This window comes from Candidatus Methanomassiliicoccus intestinalis Issoire-Mx1, from assembly GCF_000404225.1.
GTDB classification, from domain to species: domain Archaea; phylum Thermoplasmatota; class Thermoplasmata; order Methanomassiliicoccales; family Methanomassiliicoccaceae; genus Methanomassiliicoccus_A; species Methanomassiliicoccus_A intestinalis.
On sequence record NC_021353.1, the window covers coordinates 1,124,211 to 1,150,733 of the forward strand.

A 26,523-nucleotide genomic window follows, 5' to 3' on the forward strand; every position below is an offset into this window, starting at 1 on the left:
TTTACACCAGATCTATGTAGATGGCAGGCCTCTTTGGTGCTGAAGCTCTTGCTTTCTTCTGTGGATCCGGAGCATCTGAATCGTCTGCAGAATAGACTTTTACATCACATCCCAGTTCTGATGCCAGAAAACTCTCTGCCTCTTTGAGATACTCATACTCATTCAGATCGAGTGTGGCCTTGGCAATTTCTGCATCTGATTTTCTATTGAACTCTTCTGCCAGCTTCCTTGCGAAATCAGCTGATTCCTTTCCGCGTTTTTTGAGTTCATTGTTTGCCATGACAGCTTTTGTGAATGAGGGTATGGTAAGCATCCTGGAGGCGGCTTTTCTCCCTGCATCGAAGGCAGTTTCAATAATTGAATCGTCTTCTGCTCCAGAACGCCTCATCTCCCTGGCCACGGCAGCCGGTCTCAGCAGCGCAGGCAGCCTCATGTTGCCGAGCATCTCTTTTGCCAGAGCCTGCACTTTCATCTTCCACATGGGAGTTGTGTAAATGTAGATGGTTCCCGGCACCTTGGGAGCTGCTGCAGGATCCTCCTCTGCATTTTTGGCATTCTGATTGTCGATGACTTTCAGAATCTCTTTGATATCATCTATGACTGACTCAAGATACTCTTCAGAGATTTCAGCTCCGAAGTCAGAGTCGTTTTCATCATATTCCGGATAATCAGCAATAGAGACGAAGTCCTTGTGACCCAGAGACTCCCAGACTTCTTCGGCAATATGCGGCGTGATAGGCGCCATCATTCTTACCCAGATATCCAGAGCTTTCTGGGCGGTTTTCTTGTTGCTGCCGCCTCTGCGCATGTACCAGCGCATGTCGTTGAGAGCCTCAAAATAAACTTCGTTAGCCATTCCCCTGATGTCATATTCATACATGCAGTCGCGGATGGTATCAATGCGGGTATTCATCCTCGAAATGAGCCAGGCATCTATATCTTTGAGATCAGTGCCGTTCAGCTCCTTGAGAGAGTCTATTGTCCTCAGAATACGCTCCATTCTGGCTTCATAAGTTACGATGGCATCCTCATCCCATGCCACATCTGCAAAAGGCACGGCTATGTGGGCGTAATATAAACGGAGCGCGTCCACACCGAATTTTCCTGCAGCATCCGGAATAGGTTCTGCACCGCCCTTGGATTTGGAGATTTTTCCCAGCTTGCCGGTGACATACCAGTTTACAAAGATTCCCCTCGGCCACATGTCTTTGGGCAGAATGGCGGCATGGTTCATCAGAAACGCCGGGAAGTGCACAGTCATATGCTCCTTGCCGCCGAGGTTGAGATCCAGCGGGTACCAGTACAGTACGTCCTCACGGATATTATAGAGGGTATCCAGATCGACTCTGGTATTTTTAGCCACGGTTTCTATATTTCCCTTGCCAAGCAGGACATAATCGAAGAATTCCTCAGTCATCTCGTCTTCGTTTATTACTCCTTCGAAATAATATTTAGATATGATATAATAAACAGGATAAAGAGTGGAATCTGAGATGGCTTCGATGATCCATTTGTCATCATAGGGGAATCTAGTTCCCAGCCAGTTTCCCTGCCTGACGCATGCTCTCTCTCTGAACCAGTCTAGGACACCCTGCACATTGTTGTAGTAATCAGCCGGGAGAATATGCATGCCCTTGCAGTGCTCCTTGGTCTGCTCAGTTACTTCAGGGTTGGCATAGTCAATGAACCACTGGTCTGGAACCTTTTTGATGAATACCGGCAGTCCGCAGCGGCAGATTACCTCCTCGGACAGATCGTAAAACACGTCTGCCTCCCCGCTGTCGAGCATCATCTGTTTCATCTTTTCCTTGGCCTCTTCAACTTTCATGCCTGCAAAGGGCCCGCAGTTGAGATTCATCACTCCAGTGTGGAAACCGTCTTTGTAAATCAGCTTCTTAGCCTCATCTAGCCTGGGATCCCCGGCTTCGGTGATGCCCATCTTCTCAATAAGTTCAGCTGCCGGCAGGGGGCCGTAGCCCTTGGTGTCGATGATCGGTATAGCTTTGATGGACTTTACCATTTCAGGATTCAGCCCGTATTCCCTGATCATTTCGTCATTCTTTTTGAGAATATGAATTGATATCCAGTCATCCGGGGCATCTGAGGGCACTGAAGTCACCAGACCGGTTCCGACTTCGGGCTTGCAGAACTTAGCCGGCAGTACCGGGATATCGCGGTGGATCACAGGCGCTGTGGCCATCTTGCCGATGAGTTCTCTGCCCGGAACAGTTCCCACAAGTTCCATTCCGTCTTTCTGCAGCTTCATCTTTTCAAAAGACTGCGGGCTTATGACCCAGATCTCATCATTTATCTTTACCTTGACATATTCAACATCGGGGTTCACCCAGAAGTTGGTCTGTCCGTATACAGTTTCAGGTCTTACAGTCGCAGCCACCAGGAAATAATCTTCGCATTTGAACTTCAGAAGCGTATACTCTGTTGTTTCTGCATTTCCTCCCTTTGACAGATCTGTTTCTGAAGGATCCACAGCAACCGGTCCGCATTCTATGCATGCCGGTGCAAAGTAAGGCTTCTGGAACAGCATTCCCTTATCATGCAGCTTGCGGAACTGCCACTGAATGAATTTGCTGTAGCCTGGATGCACTGTAGAGGTGAACCTGCGCCAGTCTGACAGGAATCCAAAGCGCTTCCAGTACTGCTGAATATAAACATCATTAAAGAACGAAACTACACTGAGAGGATCCTTCAGCTTTTCAAGGTCTTCATCGGTACAGCCGTTGTTTTTGAGATACTCGATAGTTTTAGAGTCTCCTCTCTCCACACGCCTGGCGAGCGAAATGGCTCCGTTTCCAGTTGCATGAGTTCCCACAGGAAACATAACGTTGTGACCTGTCATCCTCATAAAACGCCCGATAGCATCCACATAGGTGTATCCCCTCATATGGCCAACGTGAAGATATCCAGTCAAGCCAGGGTATGCAAAGATAATCATGAACTTTGGTCTTGAATCGCGCTCCGCCTCATTGATTCTGGCGTCATACCATCGTTTTTGCCACTTGGCTTCTATCTCAGTCGTCCAATCGGACATAGCTACACCTGTCTTTACGCAGGAATACACAACCACTATTAATACCATGTTTGTTGGGCTGCTGTGGCACAGTTAAAAATTGAGAGTAAATCTCATATCTGATTACAACTTATATGCCATGCCGGTGATCTAACCCCCTTGTGAGGATTAACCTCTAGATTGCCGGCACTTGCAGGCTTTTTTGTAAGTTGCACTACTAAAATTATGGCTGATGATTATGGGAACTATCGAATCGCTCAGAGCCGCAGCAGAATCAAATGATTTTAACGCAATGTACTACCTCGGCACCGCCTACGCTTTAGGAAAAGAAGTTGAAAAGAATGATGAGGAGGCTTTAAAATGGTACCTGAAAGCAGCGCCTCAAAATGCCGAGGCTGCATTCAACGCTGCCATGATGTACAAAGACGGCCTGGGTACTGATGCAGACCTGGAAAAGGCATTGGAACTGTTCTGTACTGCATCTTCAAAAGGCATCGCAGCTGCATCATTTCAGGCCGGAGCCATCTATCTGAAGAGGGGCATGCCTGAGAAAGCTGCCGGTTATTTTAAAAAGGCTGCCGAAGCCGGACTGGCAGAGGCTCAGCACAATTACGGCATGGCCTGCCTGAGAGGAGACGGAATTGAGCAAGACTGCGGAGAGGCAGTAACCTGGCTGACTAAATCCGCATCTCAGGGAAACACTATCTCCGCCCTGCGCCTTGGCAGAATGTACCTCACAGGCAGCGGAGTCTTGAAAGACCGGCAAGAAGCGGTAAAATGGTACAGAACAGCCGGCAGCCCGCTGGCAGATATGATAGAAGAATCTGAAAGAGGCAGTTCTGAAAGAAAGTTTGCTCTGTCGGCAGTTCTTGATGAAACTGCTGAAAACAATGAGGATCTGGCAGAAGCTTTTCAAATGTGCAGGGAAGCGGCAGAATGCGGTTATTCTCCTGCCGCTGCCGCACTGGGAAAAATGTACGAGTGGGGAAGAGGAACCGGCAAAGATTATACCGAAGCGGTCAGGTGGTATACCACAGCAGCTGAAAACGGCAGCGCTGAAGCGATGCACGACTTAGCTTCCATGTATGCCCTGGGAAACGGTGTGCCTCAGGATTATGAGGCTGCTGTAAAATGGAGCGAGAAAGCAGCTCTCTGCGGAAATGCTTCTGCAGCCTATACCCTGGGAGTGGCATACAGAGACGGCTGGGGAGTGAAACCGGATGAAGAGAAATCATTTGAATGGTTCCTGAAAGGAGCCGAACTAGACAGCATGGAATCGCAGTATGAAGCAGCCGTGATATTCTCTAGAAAAGGAAATGAAGATGAAGCCGTAAAATGGATGTCCAAGGCTGCAAGGCAGGGACATCTCGGCGCCATGATGGCGCTGCGGGAAAGGGATGAAAATGCAATATTCAAAAACTGATATTGAAGAACTGGAAAGAATCTCCGGTGCTGATCCGTCAGCGGCTTATGAGCTCGGCCTGAGATACTATGCTGGAATATACGTAAAACAGGATCTCAGAAAGGCCTTTGCGCTGTTCCGTTCTGCAGCCAATGCCGGCAATGTCGGGGCAATGTACCTGAGAGGAAAATGCCACGGCGAGGGCCAGGGAATCTGGAAAGATCCTGAAAGAGCTGTAAAATGGTATATGAGGGCGGCTATCCACGGCCACCGCCAGGCCATGTATGATCTGGCCGAATCGTATATGCATGGAGAAGGAGTGGGAAAGAATTCCGAAGAAGCAATGAAATGGTACCGAAAGGCGGCTGAATCAGGATACGGGCCTGCATGCTACAGAATGGGAGAACTTTGTTTTCATGACGATAAGGAAGAAGCTCTTCAATGGTTTTCCAAAGGAGGAGAGCTCAATGATGATCTGTCCGCATACAGCGCAGGCATGATATACTATTCAAAGGGAGATTATGAAAATGCCATTAAATTCCTGAAAATTTCTGCTGAGCAGGATAACAGCGATGCATATCTCAGACTGTCAGAAATGTATCTCAGCGGCATCGGCGTTGCAAAAAATGAAGAAAAAGCGAAGGAGCTCTTTGAAAGAGCCAACCGGAATGTTTACGAATTACTTTAACGACTTTAGATTTTCAAGCTCAAAGGCGGCATCTTCATTGCCCTGTTCTGCAGCTGCAGTGAGCCACATCTCAGCAGTCTCAAGATTTTTTTCAACGCCCTCGCCTTCCAGATATGCCAGTCCCAGAAGCAGCTGGGCAGAGTCATAGCCTGCCTTGGCAGCGATTGTAAAATACTCAATGGCTTTTGCAACGTCTGCCTCTACACCCATGCCGTTGAGGAACATGCCGCCGAGGTAAAACATCGCTTCTTCATTTCCTGATTCAGCTGCAGGAAGGATATATTTTAAAGCCATCTCAAAATCCTGAGCGATTTCATCACCTGAGAGATACATTATGCCGAGGGTCGTCCCGGCATTCATATCTCCCTCTTCAGCCGCTTTTACCAATTCTTCGAAATTCATAATCTCACAAAGCTCAGTCCCAGAGGAATTCTCCAGTCATTACCAGCCGTCCCCTGTGGCATTTGGGGCAGGGAATATGATCCGTACCTTCGATGCTCATGTTTACAAGCGACGTGTTTCCGCCGCATTCTTTGCAGGTCTGGTGCATCAGGAATTCATCATTATTCTTGGCAATTATTACATATATTTCTTCAGAAATTAAATCGCATTTTTCACAGCGGTATAGTTCATATAGAACGGTAATGGGTCCCCCGTGTTCATCGTAGAACTTCTTTACTTCTTCTCCAAATTCGCCTTTGCGGATCTTCTCTTCAATCTCTTGATCCGTATCATGCTGTCCTACCCACTCAGAAATGTTTACTGTATGCCCGCACTTGTTACAGCTAAGATCGTAGCCAACCATAATGTCCCATCCATAGAACTTCAGGTATTGTCAGAATGTGCAATAACTCTAGATATACAAGTACCTATTGATTAAGGATCTGAGAATAATAATATGCCGTGCTCTTTTCGTAATTTTAAAAGGTTTTCGTAGTCTGAGATTATGAAATGTTTTCAACTGTCAGTTTGTCGTTGTCGATCTGCAGTTTTTTATTGAAAATCTGGATATTGTTTGATTCAACCATGTTGCATACATTTTCAGCTATGGAATCTATCGTAAACGTAGGATATTTGAAAACCGCACAGAATATTTCCAGACCTATCTTGAAGCTGTCTCTGTAGTTAAGTTTCTGATCCGTATTGCAGAATTCCCCCACGAGATTTCCAATGCTTCCCATTACTGCAAGTGTATTCACATAGAACTCGCGCTTATGCTCGTTGGGATCAAACAGAGTTGTGTGGCTTGAAACCCATTCGATATATACATTTATGAAGCTGTCCAGGACAGTCCACGACTGATGCGCCTGATAAAGCAGCTCTGCAGCGCGCTTTGACAAACTGGCCGCATAAAATTCCAGTGCCACCGGGAATGCGGCAACAGTAATCAGATCAGAGATGGAATCACATTTGTGAAGGAGCTTTTCAGATTCCTCCAGTGAATCCTTGAGGGCCTGAATGATAATGGTTTTGAAAATATCTTCCTTATTGGTGAATGAATGATACAGACTGCCGTTCAGAATTCCGGTTTTCTGGATTATCTGACGCGTGGTGGTTTTGTTGTAGCCCTGTACATAAAAAAGTTCCATGGCTGCCTCTAGAATCTTACTGCGGGAAACGTCACGTTTCGGATTTGCCTTCTCCAACGAGGCTTTTGGAGATCGTCCGTTTGTTTTCATTCCAAACCTTCATGTTCAATTCAGGATCAAATTACTGTTGTTTGAATGTGCTCAAATTACACAAACCCTGTTGCCTACATTGTTTTTGTAGTTTTAATAACTTGCTATTACTGGACTCTCTACATCAATATTTTTCATAGAATTTCGAAGATGATTAATTCAGCAAAAATAAGTCATATTTTTGAGCATGTTCAAAAGATTCAAATACTCAATGTTGCTTGAGCATGCTCAAGGTGAGAACTTAATGTTCGAAAAATTAGCTAATGCCATTATCAAACATCCAAAACCAATCCTGGCATTATGGATTATAATTCTAGTTGTGGCTCTGCCGTTTGCAGTGCAGTACAATTCAGTTATGAACTACGACATGACCACCATGTCGGGAGCTAATTCTGAGTCTGTAAGCGGGGCAGAGATAATTGAAGACAATTTCTACTCGAGTACGAGTCAGGGAACTATAATTGCAGTCCCCTACGATACTCCGGAAGAACTGGCTGACGCCCAGAGACTGCTTGACACTGGTTCAGGTCTGCAATCCCATCTTGACGAAAAATACGGGGCAGGAAACGTCACGGCCGCAGGAATGGGTTATTACAGCAAAGATCAGTCAACGGCTGAGCAGCGCGGTGTATATCTTATAGCGATTTCATACAACGATGAGGATATTGTCAGCACTGATGAAATAGGAAACATAAGAGATGTAGTTTCCACCACCAAGAGCGATCTTGGCCTCAGCAGCGTAACGACATATGTCACAGGAAATGACGCTATTACATATGACACCATGGAAGGTGCAAACAAAGATGTGCAGAAAATTGACCCGATCTCCATTCTTCTGATTCTTCTGCTGATAGGTCTGTTCTTCCTTACCGTTGTTACTGCAGTAGTGCCTCCAGCCACTGTCGGTATCGCATACGGAATAGTACTGGCACTGATATTCTTCCTCGGAGGTATACTTGACATATTCTACATCACCAGCATCATTGTGCTTGTCTCAATGCTTGGTGCGGGATGTGACTATTCGATTTTCATAATATCAAGATACAGAGAAGAGCGCAAATCCGGTAAAGAGAAAGATGCAGCTCTTAAAGAAGCCATCAAATGGGCTGGCGAGTCTGTCGCAACTTCTGGTCTCGCTGTCATCATCGGTTTCGGTGTGATGTCATTCTGTTCATTCTCCATGGTCTCTACAATGGGTATCATTCTTGCTCTCGGAATTGTAATGGCCATGCTTGCCGCCCTGACATTCATCCCGGCTCTCATCTCAGTTATAGGAGACAAGATCTTCTGGCCCAGTAAAATATCTACATATCAGCAGGGAAGCAAAGCCCGCAATGGATTCTACGGAAGATGCGTAGAGTTCAGCAAGAGATATTTCAAGAAAACTGGAAAACGCGCCATCAAATATGCAGTACCAATTGTGATAGCTGCAATAATCGTTTCAGTCCCGCTGTGCTATGTAGCATTCACAGCCGATGACTCCTATGATATGGTAAGCATCATGCCTGACAGTGAAGGAAAGAAAGGAGTGCAAGTAATCACTGACAGGGCTGAAGGCGGCCTTATCATGCCGACCTATATCCTTTACGAACTTCAGAATCCAATTGCCGTCATAGACAGTACAAATCATACGCTGACTTGGACAGCTGAAGGATACACATATCTCAAGACTCTGTCTGAAATGTCTACAGAACTCGCTTCCTCTGATGAAAACATCAGCTATGTTCTCGGACCAACTCCTTGGGCTTCTGTATATCAGCTTGTGTATCAGGGAATGATTGCACAGGGAATGCCAGCAGAAATGATCACCCCTGAAATGGTGAATAAGGTAGCTGTAGATAACCTGCCAAGCATGGTACAGCCGGCGATTACACAGGCATTCACCATGGTCGGATGGAACACTGACGTGGCAACAGCCGCTCCAGTAATCGACTACATTGTCAACTACGGAACAGGCCTTGTCTCCACCAACGGAAACTATGCTATCCTGACGGTAATGATGGCTGACGAACCCATGTCTGCTGTTTCCATGGATTCAATCAAATCCCTGAAAGATGTGGCATCTGGATATGCTGCGGATAATTCGGACATTAAGAACACATGGGTTACAGGAACTGCAGTTACAGTTCAGGACATATCAGAGACTGTAGATTCAGAGTTCACCTGGATTGAAATCGGTGTTGTTGTACTGATCTTCATCCTCCTGTTCTTTGTACTGGGATCATACTTCACTCCCATCAGGTCTCTGTTTACCATCCTGCTGAGCATATCCTGGACAATCGGACTTACACACCTTGTATTCACAGAACTTCTGGGAATACCCGTTACCTGGATCGTCCCGATTGTGCTGCTTGTCGTCTGTCTCGGACTTGGTATGGACTACGATATCCTGCTCACAACACGTATCAGAGAAGGAAAGAGCAAGGGTCTTTCCAATGATGAAGCCATCACGAGCGCCCTGGAGAAATCTGGAGCAGTAATCACCCTCTGCGGACTGATCATGGGAGGAACATTCCTTACCCTGCTGTCATCCGCTTCACCGATGCTTCAGGAATTCGGATTCGCTCTCGGATTCGCTATCCTGATTGACTCTCTGATCGTGGTTACATACCTCGTACCTGCTCTCATGCACCTTATGGGTGACTGGAGCTGGAAAGGACCCAAGTTCCTTCAGAAGAGAAGGGCAGCCAAAGAATGAAACATCTTAGGTTTCACGGCAACGTGAAACCTTTATTTTTCTTAATCTTTTGATCAATAAACAGATCTAAACCATGATACTTTTTTAATATTCGTATTACCTACACCTCACGGGGATACGATTGATAGGAAAATTGGAAGAAATCAAAAACTATTGGTCGATGAGGGCAGAAGGATATTCAGAAAGCATCATCGATGAGTTTGAGACCAGCAGAGCTGAGCACTGGAAGAGCATGATATTAAATCATGTAGATACAGACGGACCTTTGAAAATTCTCGATGTCGGCACAGGCCCTGGGTTTTTTCCGATTCTCCTGGGAAGAGACGGGCACAGAATCACTGCCGTGGATTATACAGAAGCCATGCTGGAAGAGGCAGAAAAGAACTGCCGGAGATACAATGTCAGCGCAGAGCTCTCTAAAATGGATGCCCACAGTTTGGATTTTGAAGATGACACCTTTGATCTGATATTGTCAAGAAATCTGATATGGGATCTGGAAAATCCCAAGAAAGCGTATGCTGAGTGGCTCAGAGTTCTCAAACCCGATGGAAAAATGATGGTTTTCGATGGAAACCACTACCTGCATTTGTATGATGAGGATTATGCAGATGCCCATAAGACAGGAAGAGGAGAAGTTGAACACAGATATATCAAAAATGTCGACAGCAACATAATCAAAGACATTGCCAGAGAGCTTCCCCTGAGTAAAGAGAGAAGACCGCAGTGGGACATCAACACGCTGATAGAAATGGGCGTCAAATCTGTAAAGGTGGATACTGACGGAAAAGACTCGTACTGCACTCAGTGCAACGGAGAAGACGTTTACCTTCCGTTCTCATTTATGATCTGTGCTACTAAGTAAGGAAGTATATCACTGAGCAATCAGTGATATATGATAATTTACAATAAATCATTTTTCAGGATGTATGCGGCTTTACTGCTGTGATCATGAAATGATCATTGGTGCTTCCGTACGCAAGGTGGCGTATGCCGTGAAGCACGCTGTCCTGAATATTGTGCCTTACACAGATATCAGTAAAACCTGCTTTTTCCATCATTTTAATATCATCAGCTGGTCTGGAAGCATTTACAGACCACAGAGTCTGCAGATCTGCAGACACTTCGCATTTTCCATGAAAACACCGTGAAGGAGAGTCCAGAAAAACACCCAGGTTTGATAGGCAGACTTTAAGCCTGGTCATTTTAGGATCTGAAACCCAGTTGCCGTCCACATAGGCTATTCTGCACCCCGGCTTTAATACTCTGAACCATTCAGAAATCACTTTTTCTGGATGAGGTACGGTCCAGAGCATATAGTCGCTGACAACCCCCTCAAAGAATTCATCTTCAAAGGGAAGATTCTCAGCATCGCCGTGATGGAAGTCTATTTTCAGATTGTTGTCTGCAGCATTTTTTACCGCAGCCGCCAGCATCTTCTCTGAAAAATCTACAGCAGTCATGCTGTATCCCAGATCTGCCAGCTGCATAGACACTATTCCCGGCCCGCAGCCGACATCCAGCAGTCTGAGATTTTTTGATTTGAGAGCATCAAGGAACAAAGTCTGCCAGGCTTCCCTTTCTTTTTTTATGGAGAAGCCTTTGACCACGAAGCTGTCATAGGTGACGGATTCTGTATCCCAGTGATTCCTGATGCTCATATTCATAGATGCATAAATAACAACAAGTTTAAAAAGTTATTACTTAGATTATGTGCAGATAATAAAGCAATTATGAAAAAACATCAATGACATTTCTGAGATTACTCTTCAGCCGAGATAGATTAAAGACTGCTGCGAACATATGGGAACAGCGTACACAGTTGGTTGGTCAATATGAGCAGCAGAAACAGTGCATATGTGCTAGGTGCGTTCCTTATCCTTCTTATTTCTCTGGTATCAGTTGCAACCGGCTTAGTTATCATGAATTTTATGCAGGATGATGAAGAACCTGCCTCATATACAGTAGAGGGAAAATATCTGGAAGGCTCTGCATATTATGAAGTGTCAGGCACTGGAACATACAAAGAGCTGAATGAATCTGATCTCAGCCGCATCTATGAATATACATTTGACGTAAGCTATGTGGATGATTCTGGAAAAGTTCACAATGAAACAATAAAATCCACACTCATAATTTCCTCAGAGACTAAAATGCCGGTGGAATCCCTGTTTGTGTATGAGGGCGAGGCCAGCATAAACGGTACGGAAGTCTCCATCTGGAAATCATTAGATAACGCTGATGGAGAATCCAGATTCTACTGCAGCGAGGGAAAAGCCCTCCAGATTGAAGTTGATACAGGAAGCTTTGATATTACAGCAGTGATCGATTAAACATTGTTGGATACGACAGTCATGCGCTCTGACTTTCTCAGATTCATGCCGTGAAATGCCCAGATGCCCATCAGAAATCCGCCGAATATTTCGCACAAAACAAGAGACCACCACATATCATACAGTGTCATTGATGATGAGATCCACAGTGCTGCCGTCAGAACGATGTTTCTTATCAGTGCTGAGTACAGAGAACTCGAAGACATCTGCAGAGACTGAAGCAGGGATGAGGCCACATTTATCCAGGCATAAAAGGGAATGAATATGCAGAATATTCTGATGACATTTACCAGATCGTCCCTCAGATACAGAGTATCTTCCGTATGTGTAAACAATGCCGCACACGGTTCTGCCATCAGAGCCACCAATGCGGAACCTGCAATAGAGATTAGTATTGAGATCCACAGAGCATAATTGTATCCAGATCTCAGCTTCTGAAAATCATTTGTCCCGTATGACGCTGAGCACACGGAGACCACACTGGCCGCGACAGCCTGCGAAGGTATCAGCAGAAGAGCCACATATCTCCATGCAGTGTTATACAGCGCTGTTCCTGCTACGCCTCCGCATAACACTATAAAATGAACGAAGAGCAGATTAAAAAGAGCCATGATGTTTAATTCAACCATCTTAGGAAATCCTACTCTCAGGAATGAAAAAATATATTCACTTCTGAACCTGAATTTATTCAGAGTTATTTTCAGATACATTTCTTTTTTAATAAAATACCAATAAATGAACGGTATCATCGACAGCAGAGATGCAACCACCAGAGCATATGAGAGTCCTGCTATCCCCCAGTTAAATACGAAAACAAACACGGGATCCAGAACCATATTGAATAATGCACACGAGAGCATCATTTCCATCGATTTTTTCGCAGCTCCTTCTGCCCTCAATATGCCTGCAAACACACCCTGCATGATGATTGCAATCGTCATGATCATGAACGGAGTTGTGTAAGCTACAGCTTCCTCATACACCAGACCTCCTCCGATGAGATTGACCAGAGGTCCGTTTAAAAGCAGCAGCACCGGGGTCATGATAACAGACACCAGGATCATGAAAACAAACGCCTGTGTGATTATTGAATCTGCAGCCGCCTTGTTTCCCGAGCCGATATTAAATGAAGCAGATGCCGACACACCTATTCCGATGCCGTTTCCGATTCCGGCAATCAGCCAATATATTGAGCTGACCATTCCCACTGCGGCTAAAGCGTCATCACCCAGCGTAGAGCACCAGAACATATCTACAAATGTATTTACCTGAGACACCACAAGAGAAATGAGAATGGGCACCGTCATTGATGCTATCGCGAGTTTAGGATTGCCCAGCATGACGGATACATTTTCAGAGTTCATTCGCCTCAGTCCTAATAAAAAGAACCGGTCCGTGAAGACCGGTTAAAGCGTTTATAATTATGCGTTGTATACTGCAAAGAACTGATTGATATCCAGCTGATTGTAATAATTCTCGGATGAGAAATTATCAAAATAATATTCAAACAATTCCTTGTAATCCATACCGTTGTTAAGTCCAGGATACATCGCATTCTGCATGAATGCAAGCTCTATCACATACAGAGGACTGTTTCCTGCCTCCCTGGCCATACCGATAATTTTCGGAGGGTTGCTCATGCTGGCGAATCTCTGGGCATCGAGAGCCATCGAATCCAGCAGATCATACTGCTGCCTCAGACCGGCGTGGCAGTTCTCCATGTAATATGTCTCATAACCCTGGGATTTATATTTCTCAAGGTATGACATGATAGTCTCTACCCCGATAGTCTGATAGTTCTTTGACAGTCCGGCTTCATGCATGCCGATGGCATTTATGCCTACCCACTCTGCATGGATATTATTGGTGTTGTTGTAACCGGTGATGCTGATGTCACCAGTAAGACTGGGCGGGCATGTTCTTGCCATGAGGTAGGCAGACTGATCCTTAACTGTCTCGCCTGCCTGCTCTAAAGTTTCAATAACTTCATCGTGCCACTGCAGGTACTCATAGACTTTGTCCATATTGCCCTGCAGCAGGAAAGCCATGGTCACCATGGTTCTATCAATATACTCATTGGGACGGTCAACACCGGAATTATCGCATGTTGTGAGAAACATCACATCTATGCCGGCAGGATTGAGCTTGCCGGGACTGACTGCATCAGCGTTGAAATCACAGTAACCGACAACATAGACATCAATGCCGGAAGTGATCATCTTTTCATAGTCCGGTTCTTCAGTAGTGCCGTAACTGGCTGCTTTGGCAAAGTTGGAGTTGATTCCAGACCAGTAATCGGCAATCGTATTGTCGACCATTGTTACTTTGTCACAGACGCCGATTAAGTCAGCACAGTATGCTCCGCTGCAGTAGCCGATAGCAATGGAGTTCACTGGCCAGTTCACTGCAGCCACACGGTCGTAATTATCCACATAATAAACTTTCATTTTTTCACTGTCAAGAATCCGCTGCAGATAGGTTACATCATCAGCATCAACGAAGCCGTCACAGTTGGCATCTGCCAGAGTGGTTTCTTTTTCCTCTCCGCTGATGATCTTCTGCAGGTAAGCAAGATCGTCAGCATCGAGCTTGTCATCCTCATCGGCATTGCCAAAAACCCACAGGCGGGAGTCGTCTGAGGGCAGCTGCTCTTTGTTGAGCGTCTTGCCGACCATCGAGCTGCTTTCCTCTCCGCTGCTGTCCGCAAGGAAAGTGTAAGCCGCTACGCCGGCCACGACAACCACTGCAGCAATAATTATCATTGCCGCGATAGTCCGATTGTTTTTCATTTTGTTTCACCTCTTAATCTTTCAGCATGATTATGTGCGGTTTGCCTTCGACATCGATGACCCGCGCGTTAACATCGTAAACTTCACGAATGTTCTCGGCAGTCATCACCTGCCGGGCAGTACCATCGGCAAAAATCCTTCCCTGGTGCATCATAACGATACGGTCGGCAAAAGCAGCCGTGATATTCAGGTCATGACAGACCATGATCACCTTGATGCCCATCTTTTTTGAATAGTTACTAAGAAAATTCATAATCTCCATCTGATGTTTGACGTCCAGGTTGGAAGTCGGTTCATCAAGAATGAGGATTTCCGGTTCCTGCGCCAAGCCTCTGGCGATGACAACCCTCTGTGTCTGACCTGCACTCAGCTCCCGGAAATTTCTTTCTGCCAGATCTTCCAGATGCATTGTGGAGATCATTTCTTCGACAATCTGCAGATCTTCGGCAGAAGTCACCCAGCCGGAATGAGGATAGCGTCCCATAAGCACCGCTTCGGCGACAGTCATCGAGAATATGCTGGAGACCGAATTAGGTACGAAAGCCATTTTTTTAGCCATCTCGAAGAGAGATATGTTGTTGATGTCGGTGCCATCCAGGAGAACGCGGCCCTGGTGAGGCTTGAGCAGCTTGTTTATACACTTGACCAAAGTTGTTTTGCCTACTCCGTTGGGACCGATGATGCAGGTAAGATTGGGCTCCTGAAACTGCAGTGAAATATCTTTGAGCACATCTGCATTGTCATAACTGAATGAAAGATTGTCTATTGTGATATCGCTCAGGACCACACCTCCTTGCTGTTGCGCAGAATGAGATACATGAAGAGCGGCCCGCCGAGACAGGCGGTCACTACACCGACCGGCAGCATCGTAGGCGCCACTATTGTTCTGGCAATAATGTCTGAAATCAGCAGCAGTACGGCCCCGAAAATTGCCGAGCCGATTATGAGGAATTTATTATCTGCACCGAGGACGGTTCTTACAATATGCGGAGAGATCAAACCTACAAAGCCTATCACACCTGTAAAACTGACAACCGCCGCTGCCACCAGGGTTATGACCATTAAGATGGCTAAACGCTGACGGTCAACATTGACACCCATCGTTTTAGCGCTCTCATCACCGATGCCCATGACATTGAGCTGGTTGGCCATGTATTGAATGTAGATGGAACCGAGAACTGTGACGATTGTGATGAGCAGCAGATCACTCCAGCCGACATTGGCTAAAGATCCCACCATCCAGGTGTAAACTGCCGAAAGATCATCAGGACTGGAGACCAGCATGAAAAGCTGTGTTAAAGCGTTAAAGACATACATCAATGAGATGCCGCAGAGAATCATCATTGTTGGAGTTGCTTTTCTTACCTTACTTAAGAAAAGAATGACCAATGCGGGAATGACTGCGCAGACGAATGCATTGATAACTATTCCGCCTCCGGCAATAAGTTCGAATCCAAAAATAATTGCCATTGCCGCCCCGAAGCCTGCCCCTGAAGAAATGCCCATTGTGTAAGGGTCAGCCAGGGGATTCTTCATCATGCTCTGCATGGCTGCACCGCAGATTGAAAGGGCTGCGCCGCAGACGATGGCACCGATGATCCTTGGCAGACGCAGACTCAAAACAATGTATGCTTCAGTACTGTTGGTCTGCTCCCTTCCCAGAAGCGCATTGGTGATTATTGTATAAACGTCAGTAAATGAAATATCCGATGAGCCGAGAGCTACTGAATAGAGTGCAATGACTATGCAGATAATAGTGCAGACTGTGATGAAGGTTACACGCTTGAAGAATTTACTGCGGTAAGCTCTTCTGAAGCCTGTTTCAGCAGTCGTTGATAATGTCGGCAGGGTGATTTCAGTATTACTTTTCAATGACTGATATTATCTCATACAGATTGTATTTAGATGTTTCTATATCCCAAGCGGCAAAATACAGAATATATAATAAGTAAATCCAGCAGCGGCCTCATTCAGGCTCTATAGATATCATCATTTCCATGCTCATGAAATGAGTCATACAGCATTCATAGCAAAGAATATGATTTTTAGAAACTGCACATAAAAAGTATTCATTTTAAAATAAAAGTAAAAGGCCCTGGAGCCTTAATAAATACTGCCGGCTCTGCGAACCAGATCCTCCAGCAGATACTGCATTTTATTGATGACACTGCTGTCAGTAAGAGAATACTCACCAGCTAGTTTAGAAAGCCACGGGAAGGCCAGCCACGTACTGCCTGCCTCATCTTCCCAGACGGCAATTTTCAGCGGCAGTTCCAGCGAGACAGACTGATCAGCCTGCATAAGTGCCGTACCAACGCTGGGGGAGCCGAACACAACCACAGTGGTTGGACGTAACTCCAAACCAGCCTGACGGGCATTCTCAGCATGATCAAATTTTGCAAAAAGGGGAATGTTTCTTCGTTTCAGTTCATCCTCTAAACGTTTAACAGTCTCTGCTGCCGGGAACTGCCCCTCATAAAGAAAGAGATTGTTGTCATTGTAATTAGTCGCCAGCAGATCTCCGAAAGCGGCTGCTATGCGGCGTCCGAGATTTGTGAAGTCAATTCCTTCCTTATTGCAGAGCAGAGTCACGCAGACCAGTTCTGATGCATCTGTAAAACGGCTGAGAAAAGCAGAATAACCGGGAACTGAACCTTTGATGTCCATCAGCCCGCGGTGGTGATAGAAATGCCATCCCGCCACTGCCGGCACCTGTCTGCCGTCCGGTAATGTCCATGGAGCATAGATTAACGAACGGTTTTCAGCTTCATGAATTAAAACAGAACCGGCAAGTGCAATGTCCCAGTATGAGACGTCCTGTGCTGAGGCCCAGATGTCTGCAAAGCCCTTGAGGGCAGACGAGCAGATATTCTGCACCGCTGTGCCTTTTTCATCATAGCTGGCGGCTGTTTCAGTCGGATCGATAAAAAGCTTGTTCTGCTTAAAGACCTGATGCACATTGGCAGACTGAGTGAGATCTTCCTGCTTGAATTTCGCCAGATCCTCTGTAAAGCCTGTATGCCGCAAGCCGAGAAAGTCAATTTGTTTCTCTGTTACAAAATCATGATAAGTCTGACCGCTGGCTGCTTCGATTATTTCAGTCAGCAATAAGAAGTTGGTAGCACTGAGTTCCACATCACTTCCGGGATTGAAATGCAGATCTTCCTCAGCTGCCAGCGAAATTAATTCTGTAAAGGTCCACTCGCGGAACGGTTTCCAGTTCTCATGCCGGCGATAATCAGCAATACCGCTGGCATGGCGCAGCAGCTGCAGAACTGTGATATTCTGCCAGGCCGGCGGAAGATCAGCAATATACCTGCCAAGCGGGTCATTGATGTCTAGTTTCCCGGCTTCATAAAGCTGCATAACCGCCACTGCCGTAAATGCCTGAGAAATCGGACCTATCGGCCACAGGGTGTTGGGAGATGCCAGTCTTCTCTGCTGTTCGTCAGAAAGACCATATCCCACTACACGGGGAATATACGGCGCCTGCACGATGGCTAAAGTCAATCCAGGAATCTGTTCTTTCTCCATGAGCTCCCAGATCATCTTATCAATAGTCTGATGTAAATAAGACGTATCGGCACTGCCCCTGATTTTTACTGAATCTCTGCTCATCATGCTGCACCTCACAATTAAAGTTAGAAAGCGAGGTTATTGCATATACTTCTGCCCCCTGATTGAATATGTGAAAAACAGTTCTGCATATTAAAATGAGAATAAAACAATGGCGCCGAGGGAGAGATTTGAACTCCCGTGGCGAGTCGCCAGCGGTTGACTCGGAGACTAATGTCTTATTCGAGACCGCCGCCTTACCGGACTAGACTACCTCGGCTTAACCCCTTCAAACAGACCATGTTATATAAATTTACATGTAACTGACAGATATGAATATTATTTCTGATGCCCGTTCAGACTTTCCTGCAAGCATATATAACCTTAATTTCGATGCGGGTGCAGTGGCATCATGTCTAAAAAAGAGCAGGTGAAAAAGAAAGTCAGCCCTGTTGACATCCTTGCGATAGGGTTCGTCATCGCATTCCTGATACTCGGAATTCTAGTAATTCTGAATTACACGCTGTGGGGAATATGCCTCGGCGCTTCTGCAGTGATTATAACAATAGCTGTCGCACTCCTCTCCTCAGACAAATCAAAATGAGGCTTTACAATGATGATTAATGTGCAGCATGAAAGCAAAACGGAAAAAATCTGCTTGGATGAAGGCTCCACAGCAGAAAATCTGCTCTCCTGCATGGGGCTGATGCCTGATGCCTACATTGTTTTAAAGGGAAAACTTCCGATTCCGATAGACTGTATTTTAAGCGAGGGAGATTCCATAAAATTAATAAAAGTGGCATCTGGCGGCTGATAATGGATTAATGATCCAATGTTCTATAAGTCAAGAAAACGTGCAAAGGGTTATAAACCCCCTTCTTCACTATGGACGCTGGAAATCAACTTAATTTAACTACTCATACTCACTATCATCATTTCCATCCGGCTAAGGGTGGGAATCTTACAACAATTTCAAACAATCATCCGCATGATGGTCGGCCAACGATCTTTGCCATATTTTGTAATGGCAAAGCGCGTATGTTTTAGTTCTAACTCTAAGTTGGTTTTTAAGATAAAGAGGTGTACAAATGAATATTGATCCCAGCACCACCAAGTACTTGATAAAGGCAAGACTCCAAGCCGACGGCATTGTTGAGAAGCCTGATGTGGTTGGTGCAATTTTCGGACAAACCGAAGGATTACTCGGCGACGAGCTTGATCTGCACGACCTGCAGAAAAGCGGAAGAATGGGTCGCATTGAAGTAGAAGTCATATCCAAACAAGGAAAATCAGACGGCGAAGTTCTCATACCGTCCAGCCTGGATCAGGTTGAGACTGTCATTCTGGCATCAGCACTGGAGACCATTGACAGGGTCGGACCGTGCAAAGCCAAGATCACCATTCTGGGAATCGAAGACGTAAGAGTCATCAAAAGAGCCAAAATCATCGAAAGGGCCAAAGAGCTTCTGGCAGATCTTATCAAACAGTCTAAGACAACCGGCATCGATCTTACAGAAAGCGTCAGGCAGAGTGTGCAGATTGAAGAACTCGTGCACTATGGAAAGGAACACCTTCCAGCCGGACCCAATGTAGGCGAAAGCGATGCAGTCATTGTTGTCGAGGGCCGCTCTGATGTGCTGAATCTTCTGAGATCGGGCATCAAGAACACAATCGCAGTGGAAGGAACAAATGTTCCCAAGACTGTCATGGACCTCAGCAAAGAAAGGATCATCACGGCATTCGTAGACGGAGACCGCGGAGGAGACCTTATTCTGAGAGAACTTTTCCAGGTCGCAGAAGTCGATTTCGTGGCCCGTGCCCCCAGAGGCATGGAGGTTGAAGAGCTGACTCAGAAGCAGATCATGAAATGCCTGCGCAACAAGATTCCCGGCGAACAGTACATGGAGATGTACAATATGGTTCCCGATGCTGCTCCCTCCTTACTCAAAGAAGAGGAAGTTACAGCAATCATCGAGAAGCCCATAGAGAGTCTTGTAGTAGAGAAGCCTGTTGAGCGCGAGCCTGTCCAGGAACGTCCTGAAAAGCGCCAGCGCGAACCAAGAGAAAGCAGGTCGCACCGCGAGCCCAGGGAGCGCAAGAGCAAGAAAGAGAAGGAACCTGCCGCAGATATACTGGAAGAGCCTGTTACAGATCCATTCGCTGAGATTGATGAGGAGAAGGAATCCTCCAGCGGCCTGTCTGAAGCGCAGGAAAAATACAAAGAAATGATTAACAGCCTTTCTACAACATCTAAAGCAAACATTCTCGGTAAAGACGGAGAAGTCATCAGAGAAGTCTCAGTCCGCGAGCTTGTCAACACACTCAAGAACGGAGTTGAAGGCGTCTACTCTGTCGTATTTGACGGAATTATAACCCAGCGTATAGTCGATATTGCTTCCAATATGAATATCGAGACCATCGTTGGTACCAAACTGGGAAACATCGCCAAGCAGCCAGAGAATGTTGAAATCTGGACAAAGGACGAATTAAATGCCTGAAAAAGTTGACATCCGGAAAGAGATAGACCTCAAGTCTATCTCTACAACAGCTGACATTGCCATACCTAACGACCCCTTAGACAGAGTCATAGGCCAGGACGAAGCTGTAGAACTTGCGAGAATCGCTGCAAGACAAAAAAGACATCTGCTGCTTGTAGGGCCTCCAGGTACCGGAAAGTCAATGATCGCTCAGGCTCTGGCTCTGCATCTTCCTCATCCTACTGAAGAAGTCAGAGTCGTACATAACCCCGAGAATCCCGAGCGCCCCCTGATTGAAGTTCTCACAGAAAGCGAGCTTAACAGGGAAAAGGAATCAAAGGGCTTTGCCGAAGGAGAACTTATTGAACCGCAGGCTGCACCCCCGGCTGTCGCAGAGAAACTGGGATACAGATGCAAAAACTGCGGCTACTATTCATCTCCGAGGGAGAAGACCTGCCCGTCCTGCGACCAGCCTAAAGCCGGCCAGGAGGGTCAGCCCAACAATCCCTTTGGAGATTTGATCGGCAACATGATGGAATCCATGGGTGTTCCTGCCTCAGGACTCTCTCCTGCAAAAGAAAAAGTCACTACCACCAGAAAACGCTTTGATAAAGAGGAAGTCGTAGTCTTCGAAAGAAGCGGCGACATGATCCGCATGCTTGACCAAAGCGCTCTGGAAAGAAGGAGAGAGATTGAAAAACAGCGCCCCCGCAAAGTGCTGGTTCCTCTTGAGCGCAATCCCTTTGTGCTTGCCACCGGCGCCAGCGAGACTGAGATTCTGGGAGATGTCAGGCATGACCCCTTCGGAGGCCATGTCCAGCTGGGAAGCCCCCCGTATGAGAGAGTTATTCCCGGTGCCATTCATGAAGCCCATCAGGGAGTTCTATTCCTTGATGAATTGTCTCATTTAGGCCAGACCCAGAGGTTTATTCTTACGGCAATGCAGGAGAAGAGGTTCCCCATTTCTGGAAGGAATCCCCAGTCCGCCGGTGCATCTGTCAAGGTTGACAACGTTCCCTGCAACTTTATTCTTGTAGGGGCCTGCAACATCCAGGACTTAGAGAATGTTCTTTCTCCTCTGAGATCCAGAATCGCCGGTGACGGCTACGAAGTGCTGGTAGACACGTTCATGGAAGACAATGACATTAACCGTGCCAGAATTGCCCAGTTCACTGCTCAGGAGATCGCCACCGATGGAAAGATACCTCCGGCATCAAGAGCTGCTGTAGAATCCATAATTGCCGAGGCCAAACGCCGTGCAAAAGTGATTGATTCGAAAGATAATGCTCTGACGCTGCGTCTTAGAGAACTAGGCGGTCTGATCAGGTCTGCAGGGGATATTGCAGTCTTTATGGATTCACCTGTCATCGAAGAGAGTCATGTCATTGCAGCTAAAGCCCGCAGCCGTACTGCCGAAGAACAGATCAGAGAAAGATACGGTACATACATGAAAGGACTGGGAACAGACATTTCTTCTGCTCAGAAGGAGCGTTCACAGTACTACTTCTGGAATGAACACGTGACTGACGATCAGGCATATCAGTAAACGTCAAACAGGGTCTTTGACCCATTCTATTTTTATTAATTTACTGCTGACAGTACATTATTGACTTTTCACAAAATGATTAATGAATCTTAATCGAAATTAAATAAAAAGATGAAAGACTGCGAAAGCAGTCTTTATTGATTTTATAGGGTTTACTCTCACTTCTTCTTCATGAAGTAATATGCTAAAGCGATGATGATGAGAATAATTATTACTGCTGCGATTATGTAATAAACAGTATTGTCGCTGTTATTGTCATCATTCTTGTCATCAGGGTTGTCTGGAACTATTGGTTCCTGAGCTTCATAGACGATTATGAACTTTGAAAGGTGATTTGTTTCAAACGATACCTGATTGTCTTTATATGAACAGTTCATTTTTTCGATTGAACCGTCATCTTTGAGATAATAAACAATCAAGTTGTTTTGATCTTCTCCCTCTTTGAGTTCATAAGGTATCGATACAGTAATTGATTTACCGTTGAAGCTTGATATGTTCTCGTTTCCTGCTCTGATTGTGATGTCATATACAGGGTTGTCTCCTACGACTTTCTTTTGTTCTTCTGTTAATTTGTTCTCTGCATTGTTTACTTCAATGATCAACGTGTCTGCTTCTGAATTATTTTCTAATATTTCTGCAAGAACTTCTTTTTCAATAATTACTTCTCCTTCTGAAGTTGCTATTGAAATTGAATCAATGTTGTTATTGTTTTCAATCTTCTTTGAAATTGTTTCTAAATCTGAAACAGATATTGATACAGATGTTACTGTTCCTTCTACATTGTCTTTATCAACTATGCTAAGCGTGTTTGAGCCTGATGCGACTGTTTCATGAACTAATTCATCTGCTTTCTTGTCATCTACCTTAATTTCTGCGTTTCCGCTGCTGTCAGGTATGATAGGTTCTTCCGGTGTATCAGGAGTTACAGGTGGATTGACGGGGTATCCTCCGCTGCTGCCGCCTGAACTTGATTTAATGGTTGATGTGAAACGTTCAGCATTTGTATCATCAGCAGCCACGGTATAGACCGTGCTTCCATTCACTTCAACTTCGATGCTATGATTAGCTGTGAATGTTCCATCAGTACCTAAGAACTCTCCGTTTTTACCCCTATTTAAATCCCCAACATATAAATCATATTTTGCACCAGTTACAGCTGTTTTACTAATTGTGACAGAGATGTCTGAATATGATTTATTACCCGTTGTTCCCACGGAGCCATAGTTAGGATGATCAATTACTGCAACGCCCATTCCCCATGAAGACGGACCAGATGCACCTGTTGAATCGATAGGTTCATTCTGATTGATCGAAATTTCAGCATTTGAAATTGAAACAGTTCCAGCTCTAATATCAAATCCTGTTTTTCCTATGAATTTTCCACCAGTTACAGTCAGATTAGTTGTTGAAGGGAAGAATATTGCGGCAGATGCATTAGATGTGTATTTTCCACCTGAAATAGTTATTTCAGCTCCATTATCAGTTCCATTTCCACTTATTGCAGAGTAACCAGCAGTGATTGAGACATCTTTGTCTGAAGATACTTTAGAATAAGTTGAAGCGAATACTCCGTACCCCGCATCATAAGCCCCAGTGGTATTAACGACAAATATATTGCACTTTTCAAGAACTAATTGTGCATAATCTGGAGAAGTACCATTTACCATTATAGTAGCATTGGACATGTCTGAATATGTATAGATGATAGAACCTTTAGAATTTGACGAGTCCATTATTGTTAGATATCCACCTGCTCCTACATATATTCCAGAACCTGCTGATGAAAGTGTTAAGGTATGACCATTGAGATCTAATGTTACATTATTTGAGATAAGTAGTGAAGTCGTATAACCCTCCTCCACATTTACATCAACTGAATTAACAACATTAATATTGTCCATAAGTTTTATTGTTCCAGAACATAAATTAATTGCATTCTTTAGAGCATCTGCAGAATTTACTTCGATTATACCCTCATTGATGAACTTTCCAGATCCATTAGTTGTTAATGAACTACCTTCAATTATTTCAAGTTTAGAAGATTCAGTGAGTGTCCAAGTCTTACCATCACCAATGGTGTAATCAGAAGCTTGTACAGTAATATTTGTATAATCATTTGCATTAGAGATGTCTGCAGCTGATACTGTGTATCCAGGTGCATCTATTGTAATAGTAGTATCACTTAATGAATTGATTCTTGATGTGATCCAAGGATTGCTTCCTTTTGACCATTTGGCTCCGCCAAGAAATATCTTATCAATTCCATTAATATCCTCAGTTATTTTGAAAGTAATGTTATCAAATATAGCATTCGGTCCACCATCAGTACTTGTGAATCCAGACAATGCTCCAATAACAACGATGTTAGCACTACCTTCTGTTCCTAAACTTTTGATATCAACAGTTACATTGGATACTTGTCCCCTGTTTCCTGAAGAGATCAGACCAGTGGTTATCTTTGAAGTCCCGTTAACAGTGAGATTTGCAGTTTTGGTATATCCATTAATACCGCCAGCAACGATTTCATCAAAGTTTCCACCATTAATTGTTAAGTTGGCAGTTTCAACATGTGTATATCCTAGTCTGCCGCCACCTACTGCATATAAGATATCTCCACCATTAATGGTAACATTGGTAGTTGTTGTTTTATTTTTTAAAGCTTCTAGACTGACAGCAGTTGTTGAGCTATCTGTAGACCAGCCTCCACCGGCTACATATGTTGCTTTTCCTCCATCGATTGTTATTGTTGACGTACCAACAGTTGCGTTTCCATATCCGCCACCAACGATACCATAAGCCTTTCCGCCATTCATTGTGATTTCTGAAGAAGTGACAGTCTCCCCAGCATTATTTGATCCACCAAACACAGTGAAAGTTGATAAATCGAAATTATCAACAAATAATATAGTATTACCACTATTATCTTTATATTCGATTTTAGAATCAGATAATGATCCTGAACCGATTGATATTGGAGTTCCATTGGCAAAGATAAAATTATCAATACCGATTGTTTCAATCGTAATTGGATGTTTTTGGGAGTTGTCGGTTCCATCAGCTTGTAGTTTTGTTGGTGTGACGGTAGCACCTTTACTAAGGTTTACAAAACTATTACCGTTTCCAGGGATAGATATGGATACATTATGAGACGCGCTAGGTATAGTTTGTTGAGATGTGTTAAAAGAGCCGCCCTCAATCCTGAGATCGTCATATGAACCAAATGAAGTGAAATAATATGCGTATGCTGCATTATAGATATTAGCTGAATTGACAGTAACATTAATCGGTGTTTGAGTTACGCTATCGTTATCATCTGTATTCTTTCCATATGCAGTATTATCAAAAACAGCTACACCCATTCCCCATGGTGTTGGGCCATCATCGTCAGTCTTCTTTTCATCAGGACTGCCGAGAACGTTTATTATTGCATTATCATCAATGGTTACAGTACCTGATCGAATATCAAATCCTGTCTTTCCTGTGAATGTTCCGCCAGTGACATTTAACTCAGCTCCACCAGGAAAATAGATAGCGGCAGTTGTCGTTGAAGTATAGCATCCGCCATTCAAAGTTATTTTTGCATCAGCAGAATTTGTGGTCCCATTTTCGACAGGATTGCCTCCATTTGTAGCAACGGCTGAACTGTCTGCAGTAATTGAACCACCGGTTATATTGAGTACTCCCTTGGAAAAGACTGCTACACCATATCCATTGCTGATTATGTCAACATTGTTTAGATTCAAAGTCTGCACGTTTGCATCAGTTACGGATGTCTTAGTTTGACCTACCCTAATTGGTGATATATCTCCTAACGTTCCGCTGTATACAATTTTACCATCTTTAATGGTCACCGTTGCATTATCTGCGATGACTAATCGATTAGAATTAGAATCAATATTAGAATTAGATGTATCATTTTTATTAGATTCATTACCTACAGATGGAATCGTAATTGTATGACCATTCAAATCAAGGATTGTTCCATTTATAAGAGTCAATGGTCCGGATTCGTTAGATATTGTAATATCCTGAGCCAATTTAATATTGCCACCCAGGGCATTTTTCAAGTCAGTCAAATTAGAAACAGTTACTTCATTATTCTCGCTCAAAACAACTGAGTCTGAAGCGTTGTTTTCCGATACCCCCCCCCCCCAGGTCTGTCTGGGTAAGAGGGACCAGAAGCATCATTGCAGCAACCAGCATAGCTGCTGCTAATATCAACTTGCTTTTATTGTTCATTTGCTCACCAAATATTGTTAAAGAAAAGACCAGAAACGTGTGTATGCCGGGATCAATTTCAGACCAGGCGGATATCTTCAAGTCCTTTCTCA

21 protein-coding genes and 1 tRNA gene are annotated in these 26,523 nt (G+C 44.7%); 9 read left to right on the forward strand and 13 right to left on the reverse strand.

The annotated features are described in order from the left end of the window. Position 1: 1 nt before the first annotated feature. The gene (gene leuS, locus H729_RS05480) at positions 2-3,049 is read right to left on the reverse strand and encodes a leucine--tRNA ligase (protein ID WP_081633173.1); all 3,048 of its coding nucleotides are present in this window, start codon (positions 3,047-3,049) and stop codon (positions 2-4) included. Positions 3,050-3,266: 217 nt separating this feature from the next. Between leuS and H729_RS05485 the strand changes: the two genes are divergently transcribed. Both H729_RS05485 and H729_RS05490 read left to right on the forward strand, forming a co-directional pair. After that, the gene (locus H729_RS05485; RefSeq protein ID WP_020449011.1) at positions 3,267-4,451 is read left to right on the forward strand and encodes a tetratricopeptide repeat protein; all 1,185 of its coding nucleotides are present in this window, start codon (positions 3,267-3,269) and stop codon (positions 4,449-4,451) included. Further along, positions 4,432-5,118 (forward strand): tetratricopeptide repeat protein, encoded by a 687-nt coding sequence (locus tag H729_RS05490; RefSeq protein WP_172618670.1) that lies wholly within the window; start codon positions 4,432-4,434, stop codon positions 5,116-5,118. The genes H729_RS05485 and H729_RS05490 overlap by 20 nt, the downstream gene beginning before the upstream one ends. On the opposite strand, the gene H729_RS05495 is transcribed toward H729_RS05490, so the two are convergent. From H729_RS05495 to H729_RS09500, 3 genes are all read right to left on the reverse strand, one after another. Next, positions 5,110-5,520 carry a tetratricopeptide repeat protein gene (locus H729_RS05495; protein WP_020449013.1) on the reverse strand — a complete coding sequence of 137 codons (411 nt, stop codon included), beginning with the start codon at positions 5,518-5,520 and terminating at the stop codon, positions 5,110-5,112. The two genes, H729_RS05490 and H729_RS05495, sit on opposite strands and share 9 nt — an antisense overlap. A 13-nt stretch (positions 5,521-5,533) precedes the next feature. Continuing rightward, positions 5,534-5,923: a hypothetical protein gene (locus H729_RS05500; protein ID WP_020449014.1), complete on the reverse strand. Its 390-nt coding sequence runs from the start codon at positions 5,921-5,923 to the stop codon at positions 5,534-5,536. A 139-nt stretch (positions 5,924-6,062) separates the two neighbouring features. After that, a complete protein-coding gene (locus tag H729_RS09500; RefSeq protein ID WP_020449015.1) occupies positions 6,063-6,797 on the reverse strand; it encodes a TetR/AcrR family transcriptional regulator in 735 nt (244 codons plus the stop codon). A gap of 244 nt (positions 6,798-7,041) precedes the next feature. On the opposite strand from H729_RS09500, the gene H729_RS05510 reads away from it, so the two are divergent. Both H729_RS05510 and H729_RS05515 read left to right on the forward strand, forming a co-directional pair. After that, complete coding sequence (locus H729_RS05510) at positions 7,042-9,495, forward strand: MMPL family transporter (RefSeq protein ID WP_020449016.1); 2,454 nt, start codon at positions 7,042-7,044, stop codon at positions 9,493-9,495. Positions 9,496-9,616: 121 nt separating this feature from the next. Beyond that, positions 9,617-10,357, forward strand: a complete 741-nt coding sequence (locus H729_RS05515; protein ID WP_020449017.1) for a class I SAM-dependent methyltransferase — start codon at positions 9,617-9,619, stop codon at positions 10,355-10,357. 55 nt (positions 10,358-10,412) lie between these two features. Here H729_RS05515 and H729_RS05520 read toward each other — a convergent pair whose 3' ends face one another. Beyond that, entirely contained in the window at positions 10,413-11,153 is a 741-nt protein-coding gene (locus H729_RS05520; RefSeq protein ID WP_052312422.1) for a class I SAM-dependent methyltransferase, read from the reverse strand. A 174-nt stretch (positions 11,154-11,327) separates the two neighbouring features. Between H729_RS05520 and H729_RS05525 the strand changes: the two genes are divergently transcribed. Beyond that, a complete protein-coding gene (locus tag H729_RS05525; protein ID WP_020449019.1) occupies positions 11,328-11,825 on the forward strand; it encodes a hypothetical protein in 498 nt (165 codons plus the stop codon). Here H729_RS05525 and H729_RS05530 read toward each other — a convergent pair. From H729_RS05530 to H729_RS05555, 6 genes are all read right to left on the reverse strand, one after another. Further along, a complete protein-coding gene (locus H729_RS05530) occupies positions 11,822-13,189 on the reverse strand; it encodes an MATE family efflux transporter (protein ID WP_020449020.1) in 1,368 nt (455 codons plus the stop codon). The two genes, H729_RS05525 and H729_RS05530, sit on opposite strands and share 4 nt — an antisense overlap. Positions 13,190-13,246: 57 nt before the next feature. Then, positions 13,247-14,614 carry an ABC transporter substrate-binding protein gene (locus H729_RS05535; protein ID WP_020449021.1) on the reverse strand — a complete coding sequence of 456 codons (1,368 nt, stop codon included), beginning with the start codon at positions 14,612-14,614 and terminating at the stop codon, positions 13,247-13,249. A gap of 13 nt (positions 14,615-14,627) precedes the next feature. Then, entirely contained in the window at positions 14,628-15,401 is a 774-nt protein-coding gene (locus H729_RS05540) for an ABC transporter ATP-binding protein (RefSeq protein ID WP_020449022.1), read from the reverse strand. After that, positions 15,392-16,486: a FecCD family ABC transporter permease gene (locus H729_RS05545; protein WP_020449023.1), complete on the reverse strand. Its 1,095-nt coding sequence runs from the start codon at positions 16,484-16,486 to the stop codon at positions 15,392-15,394. Before H729_RS05545 ends, H729_RS05540 begins: the two co-directional genes overlap by 10 nt. 231 nt (positions 16,487-16,717) lie before the next feature. Next, positions 16,718-18,235, reverse strand: a complete 1,518-nt coding sequence (locus H729_RS05550) for a serine hydrolase (RefSeq protein ID WP_020449024.1) — start codon at positions 18,233-18,235, stop codon at positions 16,718-16,720. A gap of 107 nt (positions 18,236-18,342) precedes the next feature. Further along, positions 18,343-18,449, reverse strand: a tRNA-Ser gene (locus H729_RS05555). 132 nt (positions 18,450-18,581) lie between these two features. Here H729_RS05555 and H729_RS05560 point away from each other — a divergent pair. The 4 genes from H729_RS05560 (at position 18,582) to H729_RS05575 (ending at position 22,192) form a co-directional block, all read left to right on the forward strand. Beyond that, positions 18,582-18,773, forward strand: a complete 192-nt coding sequence (locus H729_RS05560; RefSeq protein ID WP_020449025.1) for a hypothetical protein — start codon at positions 18,582-18,584, stop codon at positions 18,771-18,773. A 9-nt stretch (positions 18,774-18,782) separates the two neighbouring features. Next, complete coding sequence (locus tag H729_RS05565; protein WP_020449026.1) at positions 18,783-18,983, forward strand: ubiquitin family protein; 201 nt, start codon at positions 18,783-18,785, stop codon at positions 18,981-18,983. Positions 18,984-19,257: 274 nt separating this feature from the next. Beyond that, complete coding sequence (gene dnaG / locus H729_RS05570; protein WP_020449027.1) at positions 19,258-20,667, forward strand: DNA primase DnaG; 1,410 nt, start codon at positions 19,258-19,260, stop codon at positions 20,665-20,667. Beyond that, the gene (locus H729_RS05575) at positions 20,660-22,192 is read left to right on the forward strand and encodes an ATP-binding protein (protein ID WP_020449028.1); all 1,533 of its coding nucleotides are present in this window, start codon (positions 20,660-20,662) and stop codon (positions 22,190-22,192) included. Before dnaG ends, H729_RS05575 begins: the two co-directional genes overlap by 8 nt. Positions 22,193-22,350: 158 nt before the next feature. On the opposite strand, the gene H729_RS05580 is transcribed toward H729_RS05575, so the two are convergent. Then, positions 22,351-26,229 (reverse strand): beta strand repeat-containing protein, encoded by a 3,879-nt coding sequence (locus tag H729_RS05580; protein ID WP_147554398.1) that lies wholly within the window; start codon positions 26,227-26,229, stop codon positions 22,351-22,353. Between the two features lie 58 nt (positions 26,230-26,287). Then, the gene (locus H729_RS09990) at positions 26,288-26,431 is read right to left on the reverse strand and encodes a hypothetical protein (RefSeq protein ID WP_172618671.1); all 144 of its coding nucleotides are present in this window, start codon (positions 26,429-26,431) and stop codon (positions 26,288-26,290) included. Positions 26,432-26,523: the final 92 nt, after the last annotated feature.